This window comes from Mucilaginibacter dorajii (assembly GCF_024808255.1).
GTDB lineage: Bacteria > Bacteroidota > Bacteroidia > Sphingobacteriales > Sphingobacteriaceae > Mucilaginibacter > Mucilaginibacter dorajii.
The window spans coordinates 356,474-377,692 of sequence record NZ_JANTYS010000003.1 but is presented as its reverse complement, the minus strand read 5'-3'; the positions used below and the strand labels follow the sequence as shown (position 1 = coordinate 377,692).

The following is a 21,219-nucleotide window of genomic DNA, read 5'->3' as shown; positions in this document are numbered from 1 at the left end:
AACTTTTCTACAGTTTTAACAGGTAATTTCATTCCCAAAAAAAGATCTATAAAAATGAAAAAGCAAATTTTAACGCTGGCATTCCTGGCGGCATCCTTAATCCCGGCTATAACCAAAGCACAAACTTACGTAGCCGATAAAACCATTGCCCTGCCAGGCGACGGTGGATATGATTACTTGTTTATTGATAAAGCAAATCACCGCCTGTATGTATCACATGGTACCCAGGTAAACGTTGTCGACCTGCTTACCGATCAAGCGGTTGGCTCTATTGATAACATGAAAGGTGTACATGGCATTGCCATTGTAAACAAGCTTAACCGTGGTTTTATTACCGATGGTAAAGCAAACGCGGTTGTAGCCTTTGATATTAAAACTTTAAAAACCATTGCTACCATCCCTTTAACAGGTGCAAACGGGCCGGATGCCATTATGTATGATCCGTACTCAGATCGTGTTTTCAGTTTTAACGGCGAGAGCAACAACTCATCAGTTATCGACCCAAAAACCTTAAAACAGGTGGGTACAGTAGCCCTTGGCGGCGGCCCCGAGTTTGCAGTTGCCGATGGCAAAGGCAAAATTTACAATAACCTTGAAGACAAAAGCAGCCTTAACATTATTGATAGCAAAGCCCTTAAAGTAATTAAAAATTACCCGCTTGCACCTTGCGGCGGCCCTACCGGTTTGGCTTTAGATGCAACCAATCAACGGGTATTTACGGTTTGTCGCGAAAACAAAGGCATGAGTGTTGTTGATATCAATACCGGTAAAGTAACCGCTACCGTACCCATTGGTGCCGGTGTTGACGCCGTAGCTTATGATGCCGAAACCAAACTGGTATTTTGCTCATGCGGTGATGGTACTACTGTTATTATCAAACAAAAATCGGCAGATGAGTACAGTGTTATCCAAACGTTAAAAACGCCTGTAAGAGCTAAAACCCTGGCGTTGGATACCCAAACCCATAAAATTTACTTAAGCGTGGCAGAGTTTGAAACCGGCACCCGCAAGGCATTGCCTAATACTTTTAAAGTACTGGTATTCAAGCTTCAGTAAGGTTAATTTTATAAAAAATATTCGTGAAAAAATCGTGAATTTTCCATTTTGTGACAATTTTTTTACCCTAAAATGAAATTCTCAAAACGTTATTGCTATATTTAACGTTTATACTTTTATATGATTAAGAAAACTGATTTTGTTTATTCTTCCGAGTCTGAACCACATCGCATCCGTACAAAAAAGATCTTAAAGCAGTTTCCGCAATTGCGTAACCTGATAGGTAAAAACCCAAATACCATTTTTGCTATTGTTGGCCTGGTGGCTTTCCAGGTAGTTCTGGCATGGCTGGTTCGTGATCAATCATGGTGGTGGGTATTTGGCGCAGCCTATTTATTAGGTGCTTTTGCCGATCATGCTTTGTTTGTAATGATTCACGAATGTACACACCAGTTATTATTTAAAAATCGCAACGCTAACCGCTGGGCATCCATGTTTGCCAATTTGCCGCAAATATTACCAAGCGCAATCTCGTTCGAAAAATATCATATCAAACACCACTCTTTTCAGGGTGTGCATGAGCTTGATGCCGATTTACCAAACAAATGGGAGGCAAAACTTATTGGTCATTCATTTTTTGGCAAAGCCATGTGGCTGCTGTTTTTCCCCGTATTTCAATTATTCCGTTTATCAAGGTTAAGAGAAATCCATCCTATTGATGGCTGGATCATCACCAACTTTGTAATGCAGGTGGTATTTACCACAGCAATTGCTTATTTCATGGGCTGGCACGCGGTAGCGTTTTTACTGCTAAGCTTCTCTTTTTCGGTAGGATTACATCCGCTGGGTGCCCGTTGGATTCAGGAACATTACTTAACCCACACCGAAGAGCAGGAAACGTATAGCTATTATGGCAACTTCAACGCGGTAGCGTTTAACGTAGGCTTCCATAATGAGCACCATGATTTCCCTTCTATCCCCTGGAATAAATTACCAGAGATCAAAAAAACAGCGCCTGAATACTATGATACCTTATACTATCATACTTCATGGACAAAATTATTTTTCCGCTTTTTGTTTGATAGGGAGATCTCGCTTTTCAACCGTATTTTACGTAAAGACCGCGGCCGCGTAGCGTTAACCGATGTTTCAAAACCCGATGCCGAAATGAGCCGGGCCGAGGCACCAAAACCGGAACTAATAGCAGAGTAAATAACAATTTACAAATATTAACAAAAAAGGACCTTTTCAAGGTCCTTTTTTGTTTGGTACCCGTTTATTTCCAAATATCCTAAATCTTGGCCTTAAATAAAATATCATAAAAATGTCATAAAAAAATGAAAAAATAATGAAGATTTTATATGAAATTTATGATTTGGTAACAAAAACGTTATCTTTAGTTCCCTATTTATAAGTAACTATGCAGGAGCTTCGCTCATTTTTTTCACAACATGAAGACCTCACACAGGTAATTTTATATGCCGGTGTAATCACAAGCCTTTGGTTTGCCGAAATGATAGTATCATTGGATGGCATTAAAACCAAATGGAAGCACTCTACTGTAAATACGCTTTTTATTTTTACTGCTTTACCTATACAATTATTGTTAACCACATTTGTGGTACTAATCTGTGGCTGGGTTACCGTTCACCACTGGGGGCTAATCAATTTTATCCCCTATCATCATAACCTTTGGGTTTATTATATAGTGATGTTTATGATGATGGATTTTTGCGAGTATGTATACCACGTTACCATGCATAAGGTAGAGGCCTTATGGAAATTTCACCTGGTACACCACAGCGATTTAAAGGTAGATGTATCTACTACCATCAGGGAGCACCCCTGCGAAACAGCTATCCGCACCACCTTTTTAATGTTTTGGGTTTTTATTTGCGGCCCGGCTATTGGAGTGCTGATATTAAGGCAAACTTTTCAGTCGTTCTCCAATATTGTAGCACATACCGAGTTCAGACTACCTTCACGGGTAAATAAAATTGTTAGCCTGTTGTTTATCACCCCTAATTTACACCACGTACATCATCATTATCAATTACCTTATACCGATTGCAACTATGGCGATGTATTAAGTATCTGGGATCGCATTTTTGGAACCTACGGGAGCCTGGAGAAAGATAAAACAGTATTTGGCATAGACACCCACATGGACGAAAACCTGAACGGCAAATTTGTAAATGTGTTAAAGATCCCTTTCCAGAAGTTTGACCACCCGCAGCGGTACGGTACATCGCAGGAAAATGGCATCCCCATGGAAAAAGAAACCCTCCAGGAAGAACACGCTTAATTTATTGGCAGTATTATTGCGTATTGATTAATCACATGATTTAATTAATGCGAACTTCATAATAATGTGATAATTTTACGTTATTATTTGCAACAATAAGATGAGCCGACAAAAAAAGCTAAAGATCCTGATCCCCCTTACCATGCTACTTTTTGTTGGCGCGTATGCCAAGCACCGCCTCATCGATAAAAACGACATTACCGGCACGTTGAGCAGCAAGGAAATGGACGAGACATCGGGTATCGCGGCATCATCTATCAACCGCGATATTTATTACGTGCATAATGACAGCGGCGATACCAGCCGCTTCTTTTCAATAACTCCCGAAGGCAAATTAAAAAGTACTATTTACTTTACCGGCGATAAGTCAGAGCGTTTAGGCGTGAGAGATTGTGAAGATATCGCTGTAGGTCCCGGGCCTCAAAAAAACAGGAGCTACGTTTACCTGGGTGACATAGGTGATAATAATGCAAGCAGAAAATATCTCACTGTTTACAGGTTTGCCGAAAGTAAATTATGGTCGTTAGATACCGTTACCCATGCCGTACCTGTACCGGTGCATCTTAAATATCCCGATGGCCCAAGGGACGCGGAAACGCTGATGATTGACCCTATTGAAAAAATGCTTTGCATAGTGAGCAAGCGCAGCGATTCTGTTACCGTATATACAGCCCCTTTAAGCGGCTTTAAGGCCAACGATACGGTTACCCTTACCAAACGTTCAAGACTGTTCTTCGCGGGCTTCAAGCCCTTTAAATGGATCACCGCCGGCGACATATCAAAAGACGGAACCCAGATTTTGTTAAGAAGCTACGAGAAGGTATACTACTGGAAACGCAGGCCGGGCGAGCATATCTGGGATGTGATGGTTAAAAAACCGCAGGAACTGCGTTATACTATGGAGAAACAAGGGGAAGCCATAGGATTTACTAATGATGGCAAAGGGTATTATACCACCAGTGAAGGTGTATTTGCCCCTATTTATTATTACGATAGCCCGTTAAAGTAGGACTACTGTAATCGAAAGACTTACGAAGTTTTTGAAACTTCGTAAGTCTGGAAAACGATAATCTATTTTTCAACCCTTACCAGCAAAACACCATGCGGCGCTACTTTAGCGGTTAATGTTTTGCCTGTGGTGATGATATATTTTTGCTGCCAAACATCCCTGAATTTGGTATACGCGCTTATCGCCGGATCGTTTTTATCAAGGCTGATGGTTTGGTATTTATCAGATGTATTGAACAGGCCGATGGCTTTGCCGCCATCTTTCAAATCCTTCACCCATACCTGGTAATCATCTTTTTTAACGTACTGGCTGGCAGCTTTACCCAAGGCGTCCTGGTCAATAGCGATCACTTCATCATTGGTAAGCAGGCTCAATGTAAACTCATCCAGGTGGCCCATATCGCAGCCAATCAATAAAGGCGATGATAGCAGGCTCCACAAACTGATGTGGGTGTATTGCTCATCATAAGTTAAACGGGTATTATGCAGGCTTGGCCCCCATCCTACTTTACCAACCACTAACATATCAGGGTCATTAAAGTGACCAGGCTGCGCGTGCGGAGCCGCAGCACCCTGCCTGAAACCAATGCCCGACATACTTTGCCAGGTATCTTCAATATCGCCTGTAGTTCGCCAGCTGTTGCCGCCAATTTGGGCACCCCAGTTCCAAACATCTCCCCAGCCGTATTGGCAAAGACTGTACATAATATCGCGGTGTACTTTATCTAACGAGCCGCGCATTACCTCATAAGGTTTCTTTAAAGCGGCAAGGTCGGGTTTTGGAGCAATGTCCGAGTATGAACACCAGTCGTATTTTAAGTAGTCGATACCCCAGTCGCCGTACGTTTGGGCGTCCTGGTCTTCATGCTGCCAGCTGCCCAAAAAGCCACCGCAGGTACGCGGACCAGGCGATGAATAAATCCCCATGCGTAAACCCAGGCTATGCACGTAATCGGTAAGGCCTTTCATATCCGGGAACTTGCTGTTGGCTACAATTTTGCCATCAGCAGCGCGGTTTTCTGCTTCCCATCCATCATCAATATTAATATAAGCCCAGCCATGCTGGCTCAGTTTATCGGCCATAGCACGTGCGGAGATGCGCACCTTTTCGTCGTTAACACTCAAACCCCAGGCATTCCAGCTGTTCCAGCCCAGGGCAGGTGTAAGGCCAATGTTGTCGCCAATACTGATGGTGAATTTCTTTGTTTTAGTGCCTAATTTATTGCTTACGGTAAAAGTTACCGGGTAATCGCCTTTTTGCGCTACAGCGCCTGTTATAACACCTGTGTTGGCATCCAGCTTTAATCCTTCCGGCAAACCATCTGCTTTATAAACAAACGGCCTTTTGCCAGATGCCGGGATCAGGTACAGGAACGGATTGCCCGGCCTTGCACCAAACACATCGGCACCATTGATCTTTACTTTTGCTGATGGATACGGCGTTAATACATACGGCGTAGTTTCGGTTTGTGTTATTGACTTACCCGATTTTACATCGGTAAATGTGTAAGTGATAGTATAAGATTTTTTAGCCAGGCGCGCTATCGAAAACGAATAGGTAAATGGCTTGCCGCCGGTGAAATTGGCATCGTTGGTTTTTTCGTAAAGTACGGTGCCATTTTCCGGGTCGGTTACTTTAAATGCCAGCTTACCGGTGTACAGGTACTTATTGGTGGTTAACAGTTTAATGCTTTTGTTGAGGCTGTTGTTTTCGCCATATTCAAAATCGGCACCGGTATTAACCGTTACATGATCCATTACATCGGCCATGGTAATGTTGAACAAACTGCCAAACCCTGTACTGTACATGCCGCCATTACCGCCGGTATCAAATATCCGCACGGCTATTACGTTTTCTTTATCCCACAATATAGCGGGGTTGTTTGCAGCAATGGTGTACGAGCGGCCACCATAGTTGCCGTCTTTAATAGTGCCGCCATGGCCGCCATATTTACCTATTAGCTTACCGTTCATATAAACCTCGTCGTTATCATCAACACTACCCAGGTTAAGGCGCAGGCTATCTTTTAAAAATGAATTAGCTTTTAATGTTGATGGGATCACCACTTTGGTGCGGTACCAGCCAAAACCATCATAATTGGGATGGCCCTGGCTTTCCCAGGTTTCATTAAGGTTGGCAGCCTGCCAGTTTTGGTCGTTAAAGGTTGGGGATGCCCATTGCGCCGAATCGCCGACGGCAAATTTCCAGCCCTTGCTCAAAGATACATCCTGTGCCGACGCACTTAAAAAGCCCGCCGAAAGAAATAACATGGTGAAGATCTTCCTGATCATTGTTGATTGGGTTTAAATGTTGCTAATACCAGCGGGATACCCCGGCATTAGTACTGGTTTACATGGTTTTTGTAATTGTTTTTAAAGATAGAAACAATTATACAAAATGTAAATGTAGGTTTAACATTTATTGGAGCCCCACCCAAACCCTCCCGGTAGGGCTACTGTGTGTACAGATCTTTCAAAAAAAGAAAATGTCATTTCGATAGAGCGAAGGAGGGGTATGAGACGGGGGCGAAAGAGAAATCTTATGCAAGCGAAGAGCAAACGTAATCTGTCGTATAAGATTTCTCACCCTTACCCCGCAAAATCCCGCCCTTCAAGGGTTCGAAATGACAACGTTTTTGTTTAATAATACGATTTCAAAAGATGTGTACACACAGTAGCCGGTAGGAAGGGCTTAAAAAACATTGATAAAAAGTCTCCCCTACCGGGGAGATTATTCACATATTAATTGTTTTTTGGTGTTCATGAAGGCTTTGCCATTTAGAGGGGGCTACTTACTCAGCAAATCCACAAACTTTACCTGCTCCGGAAACCAAAGCTGCATTTCGCCTTTGCCGCGGTTTGCCCATGAGTAGTATGGAATGGCTGTTAAGGTAGTATTGCTGGTATTGATATTTTGCCCGGCTTCATCAACGTTAACGCTTTTTACGTCGCCTTTTAGCACCATTACGCCGTTAAGCAGGTCGGCGTTGTAGGTTGGGGTAAAAACAACATCTTTAGAGATAATGAAACTGCTTGGTTTGCCGGTATTGTCTTTCCACTCGGCGCAATACATGATGGGACCGCGTTGAATAGCTATTTTGCCGTTATCGTCGGCCAGTTTTTCGTTGGCTATTACACGTTGTACATCCATTGGCAGGGTAAGCTCCACCTTATCACCTTTTTTCCATTTTTTGCTGATCACCGCGTAACCATGCTCCATTTGGTATTCAACCGGTTTGCCGTTAACCTTAATTTCAATTTTTTGTGCCGATGATTTTTCGTAGCTGTACAGGTCAGACGGGATGGCCTTATCCTGTGCCCAGCCCGGGATCCTGACCTTCAGGTTCATATCCATCGCCGATGCAGGATCAACATTAAATACCAGGCCACCATCCCATGGATAATTATTTTGCTGGGTGATCTTTAAGGCTTTGTTGGCCACTTTTAAATTAGCCGATCCGCTGATAAACAGGTTCACATAGACATCCTTACCGTTTTGCGCGTACATATAACCGGGGATAGAAGGAATTAGTCTTGCAATGTTTGTGGGGCAACATGAACAGGTAAACCAACCCGAGCGCTCGCGCTCAATATCGGGATGCGTAAAGCTATCGCGGATCTGCATGGCGTTGGTATAAAAAAAAGATTTACCATCCAATCCAACGCCCGAGATGAGGCCATTATAAAGCGTTTTCTCCAGCACGTCGATGTATTTAGCGTCGCCATGCAGCAGGAACATCCTTTGGTTCCAAAACACATTGCCAATGGCGGCGCAGGTTTCGTTATAGGCTGTGGTGTTTGGTAACTCGTAATTGCCACCGAAACGTTCGCCATCGCCAACGGCACCAATACTGCCTTGCACGTAGATCTTTTTGGTAACCATGTTATCCCAGATCTTATCAATAGCGGCAATGTATTCCTTATCGCCGGTAAGTGCCGCAACATCCGTCATGCCCGAATACAGGTACATCGCCCTTACGGCATGGCCTTCGGCTTCATCCTGGTTGATTACCGGGGTATTATCCTGCCAGTAAACGCCGTTTTCGAATGGGTTTTTACTTTTGGTATTGTACTCTTTATGGCCGCGGGCATCTATAAAAAATTTGGCCAGATCAAGATATTCTTTTTTGCCGCTAATGCGGTACAGGCGCACCAGGCCCATTTCCACAATTTCGTGCCCTGGCGCCACAGTGCGTTTACCGGGGCCAAAGGTGCGTACCAGCAGGTCGGCATTTTTCAGGGCGATATTCAGGAAGTTGCGTTTACCGGTTGCCATAAAATGCGCCGCTGCAGCTTCATACATATGGCCGCAGTTGTACAGCTCATGGCTCATATTCTGCTCGTTAACCCAGCGCTCGGGCCCGGCCCAGGCTTGCGGGTGAATAGGATCGATAGTACGGGCAGTATACAGGTAGCCATCGGGCTCCTGCGCTTTACCTATAATGGTAATCATCGAATCGATATAATGATCCAATCGCGGATCGGGATGAACTGCCAGTGAATAAGAAGCGCCCTCGATTGTTTTATAAATATCGGTATCGTCAAAAGGATAAGTAGTACAAAACTTACCGGTGTGGGTAGCGGCCATCTGGAAGTTTTTAACCCTGCCGGTACTTTCGCAACGGGCAAAAGATGCCGGGATGGTGGCCGTGCGATTGGTTTCTATCCGGCTTGTCCAAAAATGATCGCTAAGCTTTACACTGGTAAACGGAACCGGCTGAATAGGATAGTCCTGCTGCTTTTGTGCAAAGGCCGACAGGCTGCAACAAACAGCCGCTAATAAACAGATCTTTTTATACATAATAGGTTACAATTGAAAAGGCGATAGCTAAATTACAACATTTCAAATGTACATTAATTGTGTTTTACACACTAATTATTTTTTAGCTGGTGATGGTTGGATATTGACCGCAGGGGAACTTTTGGATTTTTAATTAAATAATTCCCTGGGATTGCAATAGCAATTGAAATTGATGAATATCAATTAGTGGGATACGAGGAAAAGGAATTGTTTTAAGGATGTTAAAATGATGATCGTGAGTAACTATATAGTCGGCATTGGCAGCAAAAGCGCAATCCACAAACTTATTATCGTCTTTGTCGGTAATTAAATTGAGATTATAATAGATAGGGGTAAAAAACGCATTTGTAAGTTCGGTGATTGATCTGATCACGTTAAGGGCCACTTCGCCATTCCAATGTGTGCCTATCTTTTCCTCATATTCTAAAAGAATATCGGCTGTAATTGCAATCTTATAATTATCATTAAGAAGAGCCTGGTAAAGCCAATGATATTTTGAACGACTTGAAACAGATACAAGCAGAATATTTGTATCGAGAACAATGGTTAGCTTTTTACCGTTGCTCATTCAACAATTTATCCATATCGTGATCAGTTAGCTTTCTTTCATCCCAAATGCTATCGGCAGCTTTAATTGCCTTATCGGCAAAAAACCGGGCCAACAAATTCTTCAAGTCTGCAAGATCACTATCAGATAAATTGGTTCCAAATAGTTTCATCAACTCTACCTGGGCGTTATTTAATGGATATTTTAAAGTGCTCATAAAATCCTCTCTATCGATGTAAAACAAATTTACGGAATATTTTTTCTTATACTGAATTTTCATTTGGTTTATGATGCTGGTATTGCCGGTATCATCTTTAATTTGTTGCCTTCTTCAAATAATTACCGTCCACACAAATAATTACATTCCTCTTATTTCCCAATTATTTATACCTTTAGTTTAATGGTAGATTCCTTTATAGAATTAAAAGACTGGCTTATTGACCTGGGCGAGGATCATAACGTTAACCCCTTCGTTTTTGGTGGACTTTACTTAAGCAGTAAGTTATTGTTACTTTCGTTTTTGGCCCGGGCCGTGAAATTTTTCCGGGCAAAAAAGCCCATCCTGATGCCATTGGCAGCTGCGGCAACGGGCTTTAGTCTGCCTTATATTTACCTGGTAATTGCCGGCCGTAATCTCTCCATTTGGATTTATATTTTGATCGGCGCGATTTTCATTTTAGGCGCGTTTAGTATCTGGAAAAAGATCACGGCGAAAGAAAAACCCGCTGATGTTTCAGCAGGCTCTTAAAATGCATTGCCGCTGATAGCCTTATTTTAATCTCACTAACTACTTCCTCTATTACCCTCACATAACCTTTACTTAAAATACCGGAGAAGCATTTTTATTTGCAGCGTCGGCACCCGATGTCATTAAGCTAAGGATTTCTTCCCCCAGCGGCTACTGTGTGTACACATCTTTCAAAAAAAGAAAAATGTCATTTCGATAGAGCGAAGGAGGGGTATGAGACGGGGGCGAAAGAGAAATCTTATGCAAGCGAAGAGCAAACGTAGCCTGTCGTATAAGATTTCTCACCCTTACCCCGCAAAATCCCGCCCTTCAAGGGTTCGAAATGACAACGTTTTTGTTTGATGATACGATTTCAAAAGATGTGTACACACAGTAGCCCCCAGCGGGGGGAAAGCTTTGTAGAAAAAGAACAAACATGCAGCTCCGTGCCGTAGGTACGGAACCTTAGGTAGCGTACCTACGGCATGCAAAAGACATTAATTCATTTATGCTGCAAAGCTTTTGCCCCCTGTGGCATACTATCAATTGCTTAACGAAAGTGCTGCACCATTCTCTATATACATTTTAGGGTTACCGTACTGGTAATAAAAAATTCATATCATTTGTTTTAATAAAGCCTGCAGGCATGGTTTGTGCAACTACCCTGTCAAAGAGTAAACTTAACCTATTGTTCATGATAAATTTCAATAGGGAATTTACCTTTAATGCTATAAAAACAACAGCACATGAAAACAAAAATTTTAGCAACAACCCTGTTAACCTGCTGCTTTTTAGCTTGTTTTGCCGCCATTGTAGATTTCTCTGGCAAGTGGAGCGGAATCCTGACCATGGAGAACGGTGATCAGTACCCATTAACTTATAACTTTAAAATAGAGGGCGATAAGTTAACCGGCACAGTACTTACCCCCAAAGGCGAACTGCCTGTTGATGACGGTAAAATAACCGGCGATAAGTTTACTTTCACCGTTACTTTAGGCGATATGGAGATCCCCCACAGCGGTAAATTTTATGGTGATTCGATAGGTGTTGATATTGCAGCTAACGGGGCAAAAGTGCATACCAAATTGTTGAGGAAGTAAGGAAAACCTTCTGAATTATCGACAGCATAATAGGCGAAACAAACATTTTTTAATAAATTTAAATGTTTATTTTTGTTTATGACCACACTAACGTTGCAAATCCCGGATAGTCTTGGCGAGTATAAACACGATACAGTTAGGTTTATAGCGGCCAAGCTTTATGAATCCGGCAAACTTACATTGGGGCAGGCCGCAGAAATGGCCGGACTTGCCAAACGTACTTTTGCCGATTTATTAGGTGATTATAATGTTTCGCTTTTAAATTACCCTGTTTCTGAAATATCAAGGGATGCAGGCAGAATATGAAATTGTTATTGCCGATACAACCTGTTTTATTTTATTGGATAAAATTGGCGAATTCAACCTCTTAAAATCACTTTTCGGTAAAGTTACCACAACAACAGTTATAGCAGAAGAATTTGGATCGCCACTACCGGAGTGGATTATTGTAAAACCAACAGATTATTTACAGATTCAAGTAATGCTTGATATTGATGCAGGTGAAGCCAGTGCAATTTCACTCGCAATGGAATCAAAACCATCTTTATTGATATTAGACGATCATAAAGCGAGGTTAGCTGCCGAACGGATGCATTTAAACTATACCGGGACTTTTGGTTTAATTTTACGTGCTAAACAAAACGGAATTATACCATCTGTAGCCTCAATCATCGTAAAGATTCAAAATACAAATTTCCATTACTCTCAGTCAGTTATCAATGAAATCCTTCGCTTAGCCGGAGAAGATTGAGTGTATCCCCCTACTCATCCCCGCTCAATTCCTGCTCCACACTTTTAAGCGATTCATCCATTTGGCGGGCCGATTCGAGCATGTATTTGTTAAAGGTGGCAAACTCCTCCTGGTTGAAGTCCCCATCTTCGAGCAAGGCGCACAACCCAAGGATATTTGACAGGTGCCTGCGCACTTCGTGCGAGTTCATATAGGCCAGCGTTTTCCTTTTTGCGGCATACAACAATTGTTCGTAATGCCTTTTTTGTTTGGTGCTGTAATAAAACATACCTATCACCAACACCACCAATACCGACGAGGCAATGGCCATAATAAGCAATACCCTTTCGCGTTTGTAAGCCTGGGTATCGGCCAGGTATGATGATTCTATCTGATCGAGCCTGATCTGGGATGAAAGGTCGCCAAGCTCAACCAGGTTATGGGCAAACTTTTCGGCCTGCTTTAGGGCCAGCCGGGAGTTAAGGGAGGCATTATGATAGTCGTTAGCCTGTTCGGCTATAGTGGCCAGCAGTTGGCAATATTTATATCTTAACTCCGGAGCTTCATTCTGGCTGTTACCCGCAAGCAGATTTTGAAGGATCAGTTTGGCCGAATCGGGCTGATGGTTGTTAAAGTAACATTCGGCCAGGTTCCATCTGTCGGCGTCATAGGCGTACGCTGTGGTATCTTTTACCAGTTTTTTGATAATTGTAATGGCATCGGTATACTTTTGCTTTAACAACAATTGATAAGCGGCAAAGCGCATCCGGCAGCGATCGATATCTACTATCTGATCATTCGCTTTATTGATCCTCTCCGCATAAACGTCCAGCGAATCTGATCTTTTCTGTTGAAAAAATACCTCGCCTTTATTTACATTGATATTATTAGCAAGCGATATGTCTTTATCGGGATATTTTGAACAATAGGCCTGCGCCTCATTTAAATACACCAGGGCCTGCGCGTAAAACTGAACATTGGTATAAACATCTGATATATTAAGGTTTACCACAGCCTGGTAATACTCATTATTTAATGCGCCGGCCTGTTTTTTTGCCTGCCGGTAGCTATACAGCGAGGCAACCGCGTTGCCCATATCTGTTTGTGTATAGGCCAATTGATTATAAAACACGTAGAGGTAATAGGTTTGCCCATTCTTTTCGGCAGCGTAAATTGCTCTTAAAAGCAAATCACGCGCCGCTTTAAACTTCAACTGGCGTCGATTTATCAACGCGCTTATAAACGTATTTAAGGCCGGTGCATTGGGCTTATCATATTTATTTAGGGTATCTGCAAACTGTTTTTGATATCGATCATTGATGGAAGAAGCAAAGAAACTTTTCTTAAGCAGGGTTACCACATCTTCCTTTTGCACGGCGCTATCTTTTTGGAGTAAAGCCATCTTTAAACTATCACTTGCCCCAACCACATTAGTAGCCAACGCTTTATTACCCAAAAGGCATAAAATAAAAAACGTTAACATCCCAAACTTCGGCATTGATCTCAATTTGTTTAAATCTGCATCAAATTACGTATTAATATACTATTGTTACAAAGTAATTTATGGCAATTAGTATCGATTTAGCACAACGTTAGGTTTTATTGGGCGATTCATTTGCCATGCTGAGTTTTTAAATCCGCGGACTGTGAAGGTGAAATGACAATGAAAAGCGAGGGGCGTGTGCCAATCCTCTCTTGAGGGTATGTTTATGCATGCGATAGAACGATGGCTCCCCCCTGCCCTCGCTCATTCCTGCGCGCCCTCTCAAGATGATTTAAAAAGTAACCACTCCAAGAATATGTAATTGGCAGAAATGAAGGATCTTCTTCGCCTGTTGCATGTACACACCATTCTAACTAAAAGGAAAATGTCATACAACAGAGCGAAGTTGGGGTATGACCGGGATGCAAAAGAGATTTTAGCCATGCCGATAATGTTAAGTACCGTGATACAGAGGGCTATAAAACCAACACTGCCAATTACAATATTTACCATTGCCAGCTGGGCGCCAAGCTTAAAAAACGAAAATTTAACCTGCGTGCCGGTTTACTGCTATCCTATGGTGCCGCCAACAAATATATCCAACCCGTAAATTACGATAGCCCAAGTGAGGCTAATGACCTTGAAGGTAACGTTGGCAATGCCAGGGCTACACGGTATACTGCGGGGTTGATGCTGGCTTATATACATAATTTGTAGAGACAACGGATATTGTATTAGAGAAATGGATGCAATAAAGATTGTTTTTAAACCTGCTCCAGCAAAACAACGGTAACACCCGCGCCCCTATCCTTTTTGATAGCTTTACGAATCGCGGCTTTAATGGGCAGCAGGTGGGTACCATCACCCATGGCCATAAACGAACTTTGAAAAGGGTAACCATCAACAGTTCCTTTAACTTTCACCAGTCCGCGGGTTTTAAAATAGGTAACTGATTCGGGCCATACTACGTACGTCCAGCCGCCCTTGCCTGGGCTTTTTTGGAGGATGGCGTTAAATTGGATATTGAGCATGGTTAATATAAAGATATCATTTATTGCCTATTTTTAACCCTCAAGCTATTGCCGAAACATTAGATTATAAATGGATAATTCATTCGCCAAAAAACTAAACCTCAGCTACACCATCAACACTAAAGGGGTTTTGCTTTACTACGGCCTTATACTATTCAACCTGGGTTTGGGCTTTGCCAAACGGCTCAGCTTTTTGCAATCACGGTATCATGAATTTTTTAGCCATACCTCCAATTTTATCATTACCTCTATTTTAGTCGCCGTTATTTCGTTTATCTGGCTGCTACAGGGCGCGCCGTTTAAACTTTTCATTTGGCTGGGTGCAACCGCCATTGTATTGAATTTTGTGGTAGAGCTTTTTGTAAGGTTTATGAACACCCCGGATGTGATCGACGCGGTATATGGATCGGCCGGCGCGTTGTTTACTATTTGTGTCATGGCGATCATTAAACAAAAAGGAGTTGTTGCCACTACCGACTTATTTAAACCGAAAAACTAAGTTTGTTCACTGCCCCAGATTCACTCCGATAAACGTCATAAAATGGTGTTTTTTTCACCGGTATTCCGAAAAGGTACCGGGAAGACATGGCGAGGGTGTCGGAAGGTTAACAAAAGGTACAGGAAAGGTACACAAAGGGTATTGGGAGGATGTGTTTTTTAAATCCAAATTTTGAGTTAAAGCCAGGATTTTTATTTATCATCAACCCTAAATTAACAGGATTTTTAAACTAAACTAAGGGTATATTTGTCTATCTATTATGCTCATCAAAATATATCCCGAGAACCCAAATCCCAAGGCTATAGAACAGGTTGTAGAAGTGCTCCGCAAGGGTGGGCTCATCATCTACCCTACCGATACTATTTATGGTTTGGGTTGCGATATTACCAACCATAAAGCCATCGAGGCTATCTGCAAGATAAGGAATATCAAACCCGAAAAGGCCAATTTTTCCTTTATTTGCTATGACCTGAGCCATATCTCGGATTACATTAAACCGATAGATAATACCACCTTCAGGGTGCTTAAAAAGGCTTTGCCGGGGCCGTTTACGTTTATCTTTAACGCCAGCCATAAAGTACCCAAACTACTGAGTTCCAACAAGAAAACTGTGGGTATCAGGGTACCGGATAATGATATTGCCCGCGAGATAGTGAGGGTGCTGGGTAACCCCATCCTATCCACCTCCATCCGCGACGACGACGATATCATCGAGTACTCTACCGACCCCGAACTGATTTACGAAAAGTACGAAGACCAGGTAGATATAGTGATAGACGGCGGCTACGGCGACAACATAGCATCTACCGTAGTTGACTGTACCTCAGGCGATTTCGAAGTTATCCGTGAAGGTAAAGGCGACCTGGAATTGTACCTGTAAGCCCCACCCAAACCCTCCCCGGAAGGGAGGGCTTAAAACCTTTAAAACCGAAGTCACCCCTACCGGGGAAGATTATTCACATATTAATTGTGTTTTTGTGTTCGTGAAGGCGTGGCCATTTAGAGGCGGCTTATCCCTTGACCGATTGGATAAATGCAGGTATTTTTCCCATATAGTCATCTTCGGCTAACAACTTCACAAACTTACTGCCCACTATGGCACCATTAGCGTACGCACAGGCCTGTTCAAAGGTTTTATGATCTGATATACCAAAGCCAATAATAGTTGGATTACTGAGCTCCATAGCCTTAATACGCTTATAGTAGTCCTCAATGCTATTGGTTAACTCTAAGCTGCCCCCCGTAATAGATGAGGACGATAGCAGGTAAATGAAGCTGTTGCTCAGTTCATCTATCTTACGGATACGTTCTTCCGATGTTTGAGGGGTAACTAAAAATATGTTGCTCAGGTCATTATCTATAAAGTAATTGGCGTACCTAGCCTCATACTCATACATTGGCAAATCGGGAACAATAACGCCATCTACACCCAATTCTACGGCTCTTTTACAAAAGCGCTCTACGCCGTATTGTACTATCGGGTTAAAATAGCCCATGAGTAATATCGGGATGCTTACACGTTTGCGTAGTTCTTTTAACTCCTCAAATAACTGATTCAGAGTCATACCGTTCTCTAAAGCTTGTTCTGAACTGTGCTGAATGGTAGGCCCATCAGCTACCGGATCTGAGTATGGGAAACCGACCTCCAGGAAATCGGCACCGGCCTTTTCCAATGCCTCGGCAATGTCAACAGTGGTATTTAGAGCAGGATAACCGGCTGTATAATAAATAGATAACAGATTATCTTTTTTAGTATTGAAGAGCGTATTTAAGCGATTCATAGAGCGTTTTATTATCTGAACCGAAATTTTAAAAATGCCGGTTCAGGCTATTTAAAAGTTAAAATATTTTATATAAGTATCCAGGTCTTTGTCGCCCCTGCCCGATATACAGATCACCACATTATCTTCGGGTTTGAACGTCATTTTTTCTAATTGCGCCAGCGCGTGAGCCGTCTCGATGGCGGGTATAATACCTTCCATTTGTGAGCATAACAGGCCTGCCTGTAAAGCTTCGTCATCGGTGATGCTGGTGTACTGGGCACGGTTTACCTTAAACAGGTGCGCATGTTGCGGACCGATACCCGGATAATCCAGTCCTGCTGAAATCGAATACGGTTCAACAACCTGTCCATCAGGCGTTTGCATTAATATTGTACGACTACCATGCAACACGCCTTCCTGGCCTAAGAATGTAGTAGCTGCCGATTCACCGCTGTTAACACCTTTACCGGCTGCTTCAACGGCAACCAATTTTACATCTTCATCATCTAAAAAATGGTAAAACATACCCATGGCATTACTGCCGCCACCTACACAAGCCAGTACATACTGTGGCAGTTCGTTCCCGGTTTGCTCAAGTAATTGTTTTTTGGTTTCTTCGGATATAACTGATTGAAAACGAGCCACCATATCGGGATATGGATAAGGGCCAACCACCGAACCTATGATGTAATGGGTATCAACCGGGTTGCCTATCCAGTCGCGCAGGGCCTCATTGGTGGCGTCCTTCAACGTTTTACTACCAGATGACGCCGGCCTTACCGTTGCACCTAACATCTTCATACGTGATACGTTGGGGGCCTGACGGGCCATATCAATCTCGCCCATGTAAACTACACACTCGATACCCATCAGCGCGCATACAGTAGCTGTAGCAACACCATGCTGACCGGCACCTGTTTCGGCAATGATGCGTTTTTTGCCCAGGCGCTTGGCCAGCAGGATTTGCCCTATTGCATTATTAATCTTGTGCGATCCGGTATGGTTCAGGTCTTCACGTTTGAAAAATATGTTTGCGCCATATTTTTCAGAATACCTTTTGGCATGATATAAAGGCGAAGGCCTGCCCACGTAATTTTTCAGCAAATCATCAAATTCAGCTTTAAAACCCTCATCATTAATGATGTTGACATACTGCTGCCTCAGCTCCTCCACGTTTGGATACAGCATTTCGGGGATGTATGCTCCGCCAAAATCGCCATAGTAGCCTTTTTCGTTAACTCCGTACTTCATCTGTATTATGTTGTTTTTTGATGATTTCAAATGCTTGTTTTAGTTTGCCGATGTCCTTAACACCCGGCGCGGTTTCAAACCGGCTATTCAGATCAACCCCGTAAAACTGTGGGTGGCTGATCTTTTTAATTTCCTCTAAATTATCAAGGCTGATACCGCCCGACAGGAAGAAAGGAATATCCAATTTGTAGTTATTTAAAATTGCCCAGTCAAATGTTTTACCAGACCCACCATAGCCCTTCGTTTTGGTATCGAACAGGAAATAGTCAACATTGTTCACGTAATTGTTCAATTGGCTAAAATCAAAATTTTCATCTAAGCCAAATGCCTTAAAAACAGTTACTTTCCCCCTAAAGCTATTGCTAAATTCCGGACTTTCATCGCCATGTAGCTGGATAACATTAAACCCATAATTAGCTATCAATGAATGGATAGTTTCGGCAGATTCGTTTACAAATACTCCCGTCTTTTGAATATTTGATGACAGGTTCAACGATATATCCACCGGTAATCCGACAATAAATCGTGGCGAAAGATCGTAGCATATAAAGCCCACATAATCTGGACCTAAGGCCGCTACTGCTTTTATATTTTCAGGATCTTTTAAGCCACAAACCTTTATTTTCATGCTCAGTTTTGTAATAAAAGGTTAAAACTGTTCAGCGCTTTATGGCTCAGCAATGCTTCTTCGGCCTCATAAAAGCAATCAGCAAAAGATTTTTCGGGGGTGATAGTCCTGATAGCCAGCGCTGCATTTGAAAGTACCACGTTGTTTTGCGCCGTTGTGCCATTACCCGTCAGCACATTGCTAAATATGGCTGCAGAAGCACTTACCGTGTCTCCACCCGTAATTTGCGATGGATCAAGTCTTTCGAAGCCTAAAGCTTCCACACTGTTTATTTTTTCGCCTTCGGCCGAGAAGGTTTTAAAATCGCAGGTAAGCGAAACCTCGTCATAGCCTTCCAAAGCATTCACAATGGTATATTTTGTGGTTGATTTCTGATACAAATAAGCATAAACCCTGGCCAGTTCCAGATTAAATACCCCAATCAGCTGGTTTTCGGGCTTAGCCGGATTAACAAGCGGGCCAAGCATATTAAAGAACGTTTTTACCCCTAATTCCCTGCGGATAGGTGCCACTGTTTTCATAGCCGGGTGAAATAGCGGTGCATGCAAAAAGCAAATGTTCGCCTTATCAATTCCGCGTTTCAGTTTATCAGTATCGTTGGTAAACTGGTAACCCAAATACTCCATCACGTTTGACGAGCCGCAGCCCGATGATACACCGTAGTTACCGTGTTTAGCCACCTTATAACCCGCTCCCGCCACCACAAATGAAGCAAGGGTTGAAATATTAAAAGTGTCTTTACCATCGCCGCCGGTACCGCAAAGATCTATCAATTCGCCCGTCTCTAAATCAATAGGCAAACAAAGTTCCAGCATCGCATCGCGAAAGCCTTCCAATTCATCAACCGTGATGCTGCGCATACAATAGGCGGTCATAAACGCGGCCATTTGCGAACTGTTGTACTTACCCTGCGCAATGTTTATCAAAATACCTTTTGACTGTTCCCGGCTAAAGGTTTTGTGTTCAAATAGATGATTGAGTATCTGTTTCATATGCCAAGCCCCCTAACCCCCTAAAGGGGGAATTTTTGATTTGTTATTTTTTACTAACCGCCTGTTCCCTCCCCCTTCAGGGGGCCGGGGGGCTAAAAAAAAAGGGTTACCATATGGCAACCCTCTCTTTGAATATATTTTTTTAAACAAACACGGAATTGCCTTACGATACCTCGTTAAGCCACCACCAGTTGTTGTTTAATGCGTTCATTTTCATTTATGCCACAAATATGGAAATAGTTTTTATAAAAACAAACAGAATGATAAATTTACCAAAAGCAATTATTGAATTATTGATTGACTGAATTAATGATTAAGCATGGTTTACCTATTTGAAAAATTCAATAAATCAACAATTCAGTAAATCAATAACTACCCATGGCTATACATAAAGATAAAATAAACCCCGAAGATGATCTTGGATTTGGTACCCAGCCGGTTGTAAAAAGCCAGCCGGTTATTAATAAGGATGGTTCTATCAATGTAAAGCGTACGGGTTTACCTTTTTTTAGCACTGCCAATAATTACCACTCGTTAATAACCATGAGCTGGCGGCGTTTTTGGGTAATAGTTTTTACCGGATACCTTACAGCCAACATCATTTTTGCAGGTATTTATGTTTCATTGGGTAAAGATGTACTTGATGGCAAAAGCGGCAATACCGGGTTCGACAGGTTTATGGACGCGTTTTTCTTTTCGGCACAAACCATATCAACGGTTGGGTATGGGCACATCAGTCCGAGGGGGATGATGGCCAATAGTGTAGCGGCTTTAGAGTCGATGATGGGTTTGCTGGCATTTGCTTTAGCTACAGGTTTACTTTACGGCCGCTTTTCCCGCCCATCGGCCAAAATATTATATAGTGATAAGCTTTTGGTGGCCCCCTATCGTGATAAGGGTTGGGGATTGATGTTTCGCCTGGCCAATTTAAGGCGTAATATTTTGATAGACCTGGAGATAGAAGTTGTTTTTGGCTATAATGAAGAAGTGAATGGTAAAACGATCCGTAAATTCTTTCAGTTGGAACTGGAACGAAAGTTTGTAAGCATTTTAACCGTAAACTGGACCGTAGTACACCCGCTCGACGAGAACAGCCCCCTGAAAGATATGACCAAAGAAGAGTTTGAGATTAAGCAGGCGAGTGTATCGGTAATCCTCAAAACATTTGATGATACTTTCTCACAAACAGTACATTCCCGCACCTCTTACATTTACAGCGATGTGGTATGGGGTGCCAAATTTGTCCCCGTGTTTCACCGCGATGAAGAAGGACAGGCCATTATTGATATGAGTAGAATCAGCGAATATGAGGTGGTTCATTAGATTTTGGTTCATTGGTTCACTTGTTCATTAGTTCA

General features: G+C 42.5%; 22 protein-coding genes. 12 read left to right on the top strand and 10 right to left on the bottom strand.

Annotated features, from left to right (window positions below):
* Positions 1 to 54: 54 nt before the first annotated feature.
* The 4 genes from FHS10_RS06015 to FHS10_RS06000 all read left to right on the top strand — a co-directional run bounded on the left by FHS10_RS06015 (position 55) and on the right by FHS10_RS06000 (position 4,310).
* Entirely contained in the window at positions 55 to 1,056 is a 1,002-nt protein-coding gene (locus tag FHS10_RS06015; RefSeq protein WP_259088427.1) for a YncE family protein, read from the top strand.
* 120 nt (positions 1,057 to 1,176) lie between these two features.
* Entirely contained in the window at positions 1,177 to 2,208 is a 1,032-nt protein-coding gene (locus FHS10_RS06010) for a fatty acid desaturase (RefSeq protein WP_259088426.1), read from the top strand.
* Between the two features lie 208 nt (positions 2,209 to 2,416).
* Positions 2,417 to 3,301, top strand: a complete 885-nt coding sequence (locus tag FHS10_RS06005) for a sterol desaturase family protein (RefSeq protein ID WP_259088425.1) — start codon at positions 2,417 to 2,419, stop codon at positions 3,299 to 3,301.
* Positions 3,302 to 3,401: 100 nt separating this feature from the next.
* Positions 3,402 to 4,310, top strand: coding sequence for a YjiK family protein (locus FHS10_RS06000; RefSeq protein ID WP_259088424.1), 909 nt, complete (start codon positions 3,402 to 3,404; stop codon positions 4,308 to 4,310).
* Positions 4,311 to 4,372: 62 nt separating this feature from the next.
* On the opposite strand, the gene FHS10_RS05995 is transcribed toward FHS10_RS06000, so the two are convergent.
* The 4 genes from FHS10_RS05995 to FHS10_RS05980 all read right to left on the bottom strand — a co-directional run bounded on the left by FHS10_RS05995 (position 4,373) and on the right by FHS10_RS05980 (position 9,937).
* Entirely contained in the window at positions 4,373 to 6,601 is a 2,229-nt protein-coding gene (locus tag FHS10_RS05995) for a putative Ig domain-containing protein (protein ID WP_259088423.1), read from the bottom strand.
* A 496-nt stretch (positions 6,602 to 7,097) separates the two neighbouring features.
* Positions 7,098 to 9,110, bottom strand: a complete 2,013-nt coding sequence (locus FHS10_RS05990) for a glycoside hydrolase family 127 protein (RefSeq protein WP_259088422.1) — start codon at positions 9,108 to 9,110, stop codon at positions 7,098 to 7,100.
* A gap of 133 nt (positions 9,111 to 9,243) precedes the next feature.
* On the bottom strand, positions 9,244 to 9,678 hold the full coding sequence (locus FHS10_RS05985; protein ID WP_259088421.1) for a putative toxin-antitoxin system toxin component, PIN family: 435 nt from the start codon (positions 9,676 to 9,678) through the stop codon (positions 9,244 to 9,246).
* Complete coding sequence (locus tag FHS10_RS05980) at positions 9,665 to 9,937, bottom strand: DUF8507 family protein (protein WP_259088420.1); 273 nt, start codon at positions 9,935 to 9,937, stop codon at positions 9,665 to 9,667. Before FHS10_RS05980 ends, FHS10_RS05985 begins: the two co-directional genes overlap by 14 nt.
* Positions 9,938 to 10,057: 120 nt before the next feature.
* Here FHS10_RS05980 and FHS10_RS05975 point away from each other — a divergent pair, with 120 nt between their 5' ends.
* The 4 genes from FHS10_RS05975 to FHS10_RS05960 all read left to right on the top strand — a co-directional run bounded on the left by FHS10_RS05975 (position 10,058) and on the right by FHS10_RS05960 (position 12,235).
* On the top strand, positions 10,058 to 10,405 hold the full coding sequence (locus tag FHS10_RS05975) for a hypothetical protein (RefSeq protein ID WP_259088419.1): 348 nt from the start codon (positions 10,058 to 10,060) through the stop codon (positions 10,403 to 10,405).
* Positions 10,406 to 11,130: 725 nt separating this feature from the next.
* Positions 11,131 to 11,484: a hypothetical protein gene (locus FHS10_RS05970; RefSeq protein ID WP_259088418.1), complete on the top strand. Its 354-nt coding sequence runs from the start codon at positions 11,131 to 11,133 to the stop codon at positions 11,482 to 11,484.
* 78 nt (positions 11,485 to 11,562) lie between these two features.
* A complete protein-coding gene (locus FHS10_RS05965; RefSeq protein WP_259088417.1) occupies positions 11,563 to 11,790 on the top strand; it encodes a UPF0175 family protein in 228 nt (75 codons plus the stop codon).
* Positions 11,774 to 12,235: a PIN domain-containing protein gene (locus FHS10_RS05960; protein WP_259088416.1), complete on the top strand. Its 462-nt coding sequence runs from the start codon at positions 11,774 to 11,776 to the stop codon at positions 12,233 to 12,235. The genes FHS10_RS05965 and FHS10_RS05960 overlap by 17 nt, the downstream gene beginning before the upstream one ends.
* A gap of 10 nt (positions 12,236 to 12,245) precedes the next feature.
* On the opposite strand, the gene FHS10_RS05955 is transcribed toward FHS10_RS05960, so the two are convergent.
* Positions 12,246 to 13,712, bottom strand: coding sequence for a hypothetical protein (locus tag FHS10_RS05955; RefSeq protein WP_259088415.1), 1,467 nt, complete (start codon positions 13,710 to 13,712; stop codon positions 12,246 to 12,248).
* A gap of 370 nt (positions 13,713 to 14,082) precedes the next feature.
* On the opposite strand from FHS10_RS05955, the gene FHS10_RS05950 reads away from it, so the two are divergent.
* On the top strand, positions 14,083 to 14,307 hold the full coding sequence (locus FHS10_RS05950) for a hypothetical protein (RefSeq protein ID WP_259088414.1): 225 nt from the start codon (positions 14,083 to 14,085) through the stop codon (positions 14,305 to 14,307).
* A gap of 154 nt (positions 14,308 to 14,461) precedes the next feature.
* On the opposite strand, the gene FHS10_RS05945 is transcribed toward FHS10_RS05950, so the two are convergent.
* Entirely contained in the window at positions 14,462 to 14,728 is a 267-nt protein-coding gene (locus FHS10_RS05945; protein ID WP_259088413.1) for a DUF1905 domain-containing protein, read from the bottom strand.
* Between the two features lie 70 nt (positions 14,729 to 14,798).
* Here FHS10_RS05945 and FHS10_RS05940 point away from each other — a divergent pair, with 70 nt between their 5' ends.
* Positions 14,799 to 15,227 carry a hypothetical protein gene (locus FHS10_RS05940; RefSeq protein ID WP_259088412.1) on the top strand — a complete coding sequence of 143 codons (429 nt, stop codon included), beginning with the start codon at positions 14,799 to 14,801 and terminating at the stop codon, positions 15,225 to 15,227.
* Positions 15,228 to 15,486: 259 nt separating this feature from the next.
* Complete coding sequence (locus tag FHS10_RS05935) at positions 15,487 to 16,107, top strand: L-threonylcarbamoyladenylate synthase (RefSeq protein ID WP_259088411.1); 621 nt, start codon at positions 15,487 to 15,489, stop codon at positions 16,105 to 16,107.
* A gap of 130 nt (positions 16,108 to 16,237) precedes the next feature.
* Here FHS10_RS05935 and trpA read toward each other — a convergent pair whose 3' ends face one another.
* From trpA to trpD, 4 genes are read right to left on the bottom strand one after another with little or no spacing between them, the layout of a single operon-like run.
* The gene (gene trpA / locus FHS10_RS05930; protein ID WP_259088410.1) at positions 16,238 to 17,008 is read right to left on the bottom strand and encodes a tryptophan synthase subunit alpha; all 771 of its coding nucleotides are present in this window, start codon (positions 17,006 to 17,008) and stop codon (positions 16,238 to 16,240) included.
* A 51-nt stretch (positions 17,009 to 17,059) separates the two neighbouring features.
* Positions 17,060 to 18,241 carry a tryptophan synthase subunit beta gene (gene trpB, locus FHS10_RS05925; RefSeq protein ID WP_259088409.1) on the bottom strand — a complete coding sequence of 394 codons (1,182 nt, stop codon included), beginning with the start codon at positions 18,239 to 18,241 and terminating at the stop codon, positions 17,060 to 17,062.
* Entirely contained in the window at positions 18,225 to 18,869 is a 645-nt protein-coding gene (locus FHS10_RS05920) for a phosphoribosylanthranilate isomerase (RefSeq protein WP_259088408.1), read from the bottom strand. The genes trpB and FHS10_RS05920 overlap by 17 nt, the downstream gene beginning before the upstream one ends.
* Positions 18,870 to 18,871: 2 nt before the next feature.
* Complete coding sequence (gene trpD / locus FHS10_RS05915) at positions 18,872 to 19,861, bottom strand: anthranilate phosphoribosyltransferase (protein WP_259088407.1); 990 nt, start codon at positions 19,859 to 19,861, stop codon at positions 18,872 to 18,874.
* A 378-nt stretch (positions 19,862 to 20,239) separates the two neighbouring features.
* On the opposite strand from trpD, the gene FHS10_RS05910 reads away from it, so the two are divergent.
* Positions 20,240 to 21,184, top strand: coding sequence for an ion channel (locus tag FHS10_RS05910; protein WP_259088406.1), 945 nt, complete (start codon positions 20,240 to 20,242; stop codon positions 21,182 to 21,184).
* Positions 21,185 to 21,219: the final 35 nt, after the last annotated feature.

Excerpts from the sequence above, each read along its gene's own strand:
- FHS10_RS06015 (WP_259088427.1), top strand. The coding sequence starts at position 55 with ATGAAAAAGCAAATTTTAACGCTGGCATTCCTGGCGGCATCCTTAATC.
- FHS10_RS06010 (WP_259088426.1), top strand. The coding sequence starts at position 1,177 with ATGATTAAGAAAACTGATTTTGTTTATTCTTCCGAGTCTGAACCACAT.
- FHS10_RS06005 (WP_259088425.1), top strand. The coding sequence starts at position 2,417 with ATGCAGGAGCTTCGCTCATTTTTTTCACAACATGAAGACCTCACACAG.
- FHS10_RS06000 (WP_259088424.1), top strand. The coding sequence starts at position 3,402 with ATGAGCCGACAAAAAAAGCTAAAGATCCTGATCCCCCTTACCATGCTA.
- FHS10_RS05995 (WP_259088423.1), bottom strand. The coding sequence starts at position 6,601 with ATGATCAGGAAGATCTTCACCATGTTATTTCTTTCGGCGGGCTTTTTA.
- FHS10_RS05990 (WP_259088422.1), bottom strand. The coding sequence starts at position 9,110 with ATGTATAAAAAGATCTGTTTATTAGCGGCTGTTTGTTGCAGCCTGTCG.
- FHS10_RS05985 (WP_259088421.1), bottom strand. The coding sequence starts at position 9,678 with ATGAGCAACGGTAAAAAGCTAACCATTGTTCTCGATACAAATATTCTG.
- FHS10_RS05980 (WP_259088420.1), bottom strand. The coding sequence starts at position 9,937 with ATGAAAATTCAGTATAAGAAAAAATATTCCGTAAATTTGTTTTACATC.
- FHS10_RS05975 (WP_259088419.1), top strand. The coding sequence starts at position 10,058 with ATGGTAGATTCCTTTATAGAATTAAAAGACTGGCTTATTGACCTGGGC.
- FHS10_RS05970 (WP_259088418.1), top strand. The coding sequence starts at position 11,131 with ATGAAAACAAAAATTTTAGCAACAACCCTGTTAACCTGCTGCTTTTTA.
- FHS10_RS05965 (WP_259088417.1), top strand. The coding sequence starts at position 11,563 with ATGACCACACTAACGTTGCAAATCCCGGATAGTCTTGGCGAGTATAAA.
- FHS10_RS05960 (WP_259088416.1), top strand. The coding sequence starts at position 11,774 with ATGCAGGCAGAATATGAAATTGTTATTGCCGATACAACCTGTTTTATT.
- FHS10_RS05955 (WP_259088415.1), bottom strand. The coding sequence starts at position 13,712 with ATGCCGAAGTTTGGGATGTTAACGTTTTTTATTTTATGCCTTTTGGGT.
- FHS10_RS05950 (WP_259088414.1), top strand. The coding sequence starts at position 14,083 with ATGTCATACAACAGAGCGAAGTTGGGGTATGACCGGGATGCAAAAGAG.
- FHS10_RS05945 (WP_259088413.1), bottom strand. The coding sequence starts at position 14,728 with ATGCTCAATATCCAATTTAACGCCATCCTCCAAAAAAGCCCAGGCAAG.
- FHS10_RS05940 (WP_259088412.1), top strand. The coding sequence starts at position 14,799 with ATGGATAATTCATTCGCCAAAAAACTAAACCTCAGCTACACCATCAAC.
- FHS10_RS05935 (WP_259088411.1), top strand. The coding sequence starts at position 15,487 with ATGCTCATCAAAATATATCCCGAGAACCCAAATCCCAAGGCTATAGAA.
- trpA (WP_259088410.1), bottom strand. The coding sequence starts at position 17,008 with ATGAATCGCTTAAATACGCTCTTCAATACTAAAAAAGATAATCTGTTA.
- trpB (WP_259088409.1), bottom strand. The coding sequence starts at position 18,241 with ATGAAGTACGGAGTTAACGAAAAAGGCTACTATGGCGATTTTGGCGGA.
- FHS10_RS05920 (WP_259088408.1), bottom strand. The coding sequence starts at position 18,869 with ATGAAAATAAAGGTTTGTGGCTTAAAAGATCCTGAAAATATAAAAGCA.
- trpD (WP_259088407.1), bottom strand. The coding sequence starts at position 19,861 with ATGAAACAGATACTCAATCATCTATTTGAACACAAAACCTTTAGCCGG.
- FHS10_RS05910 (WP_259088406.1), top strand. The coding sequence starts at position 20,240 with ATGGCTATACATAAAGATAAAATAAACCCCGAAGATGATCTTGGATTT.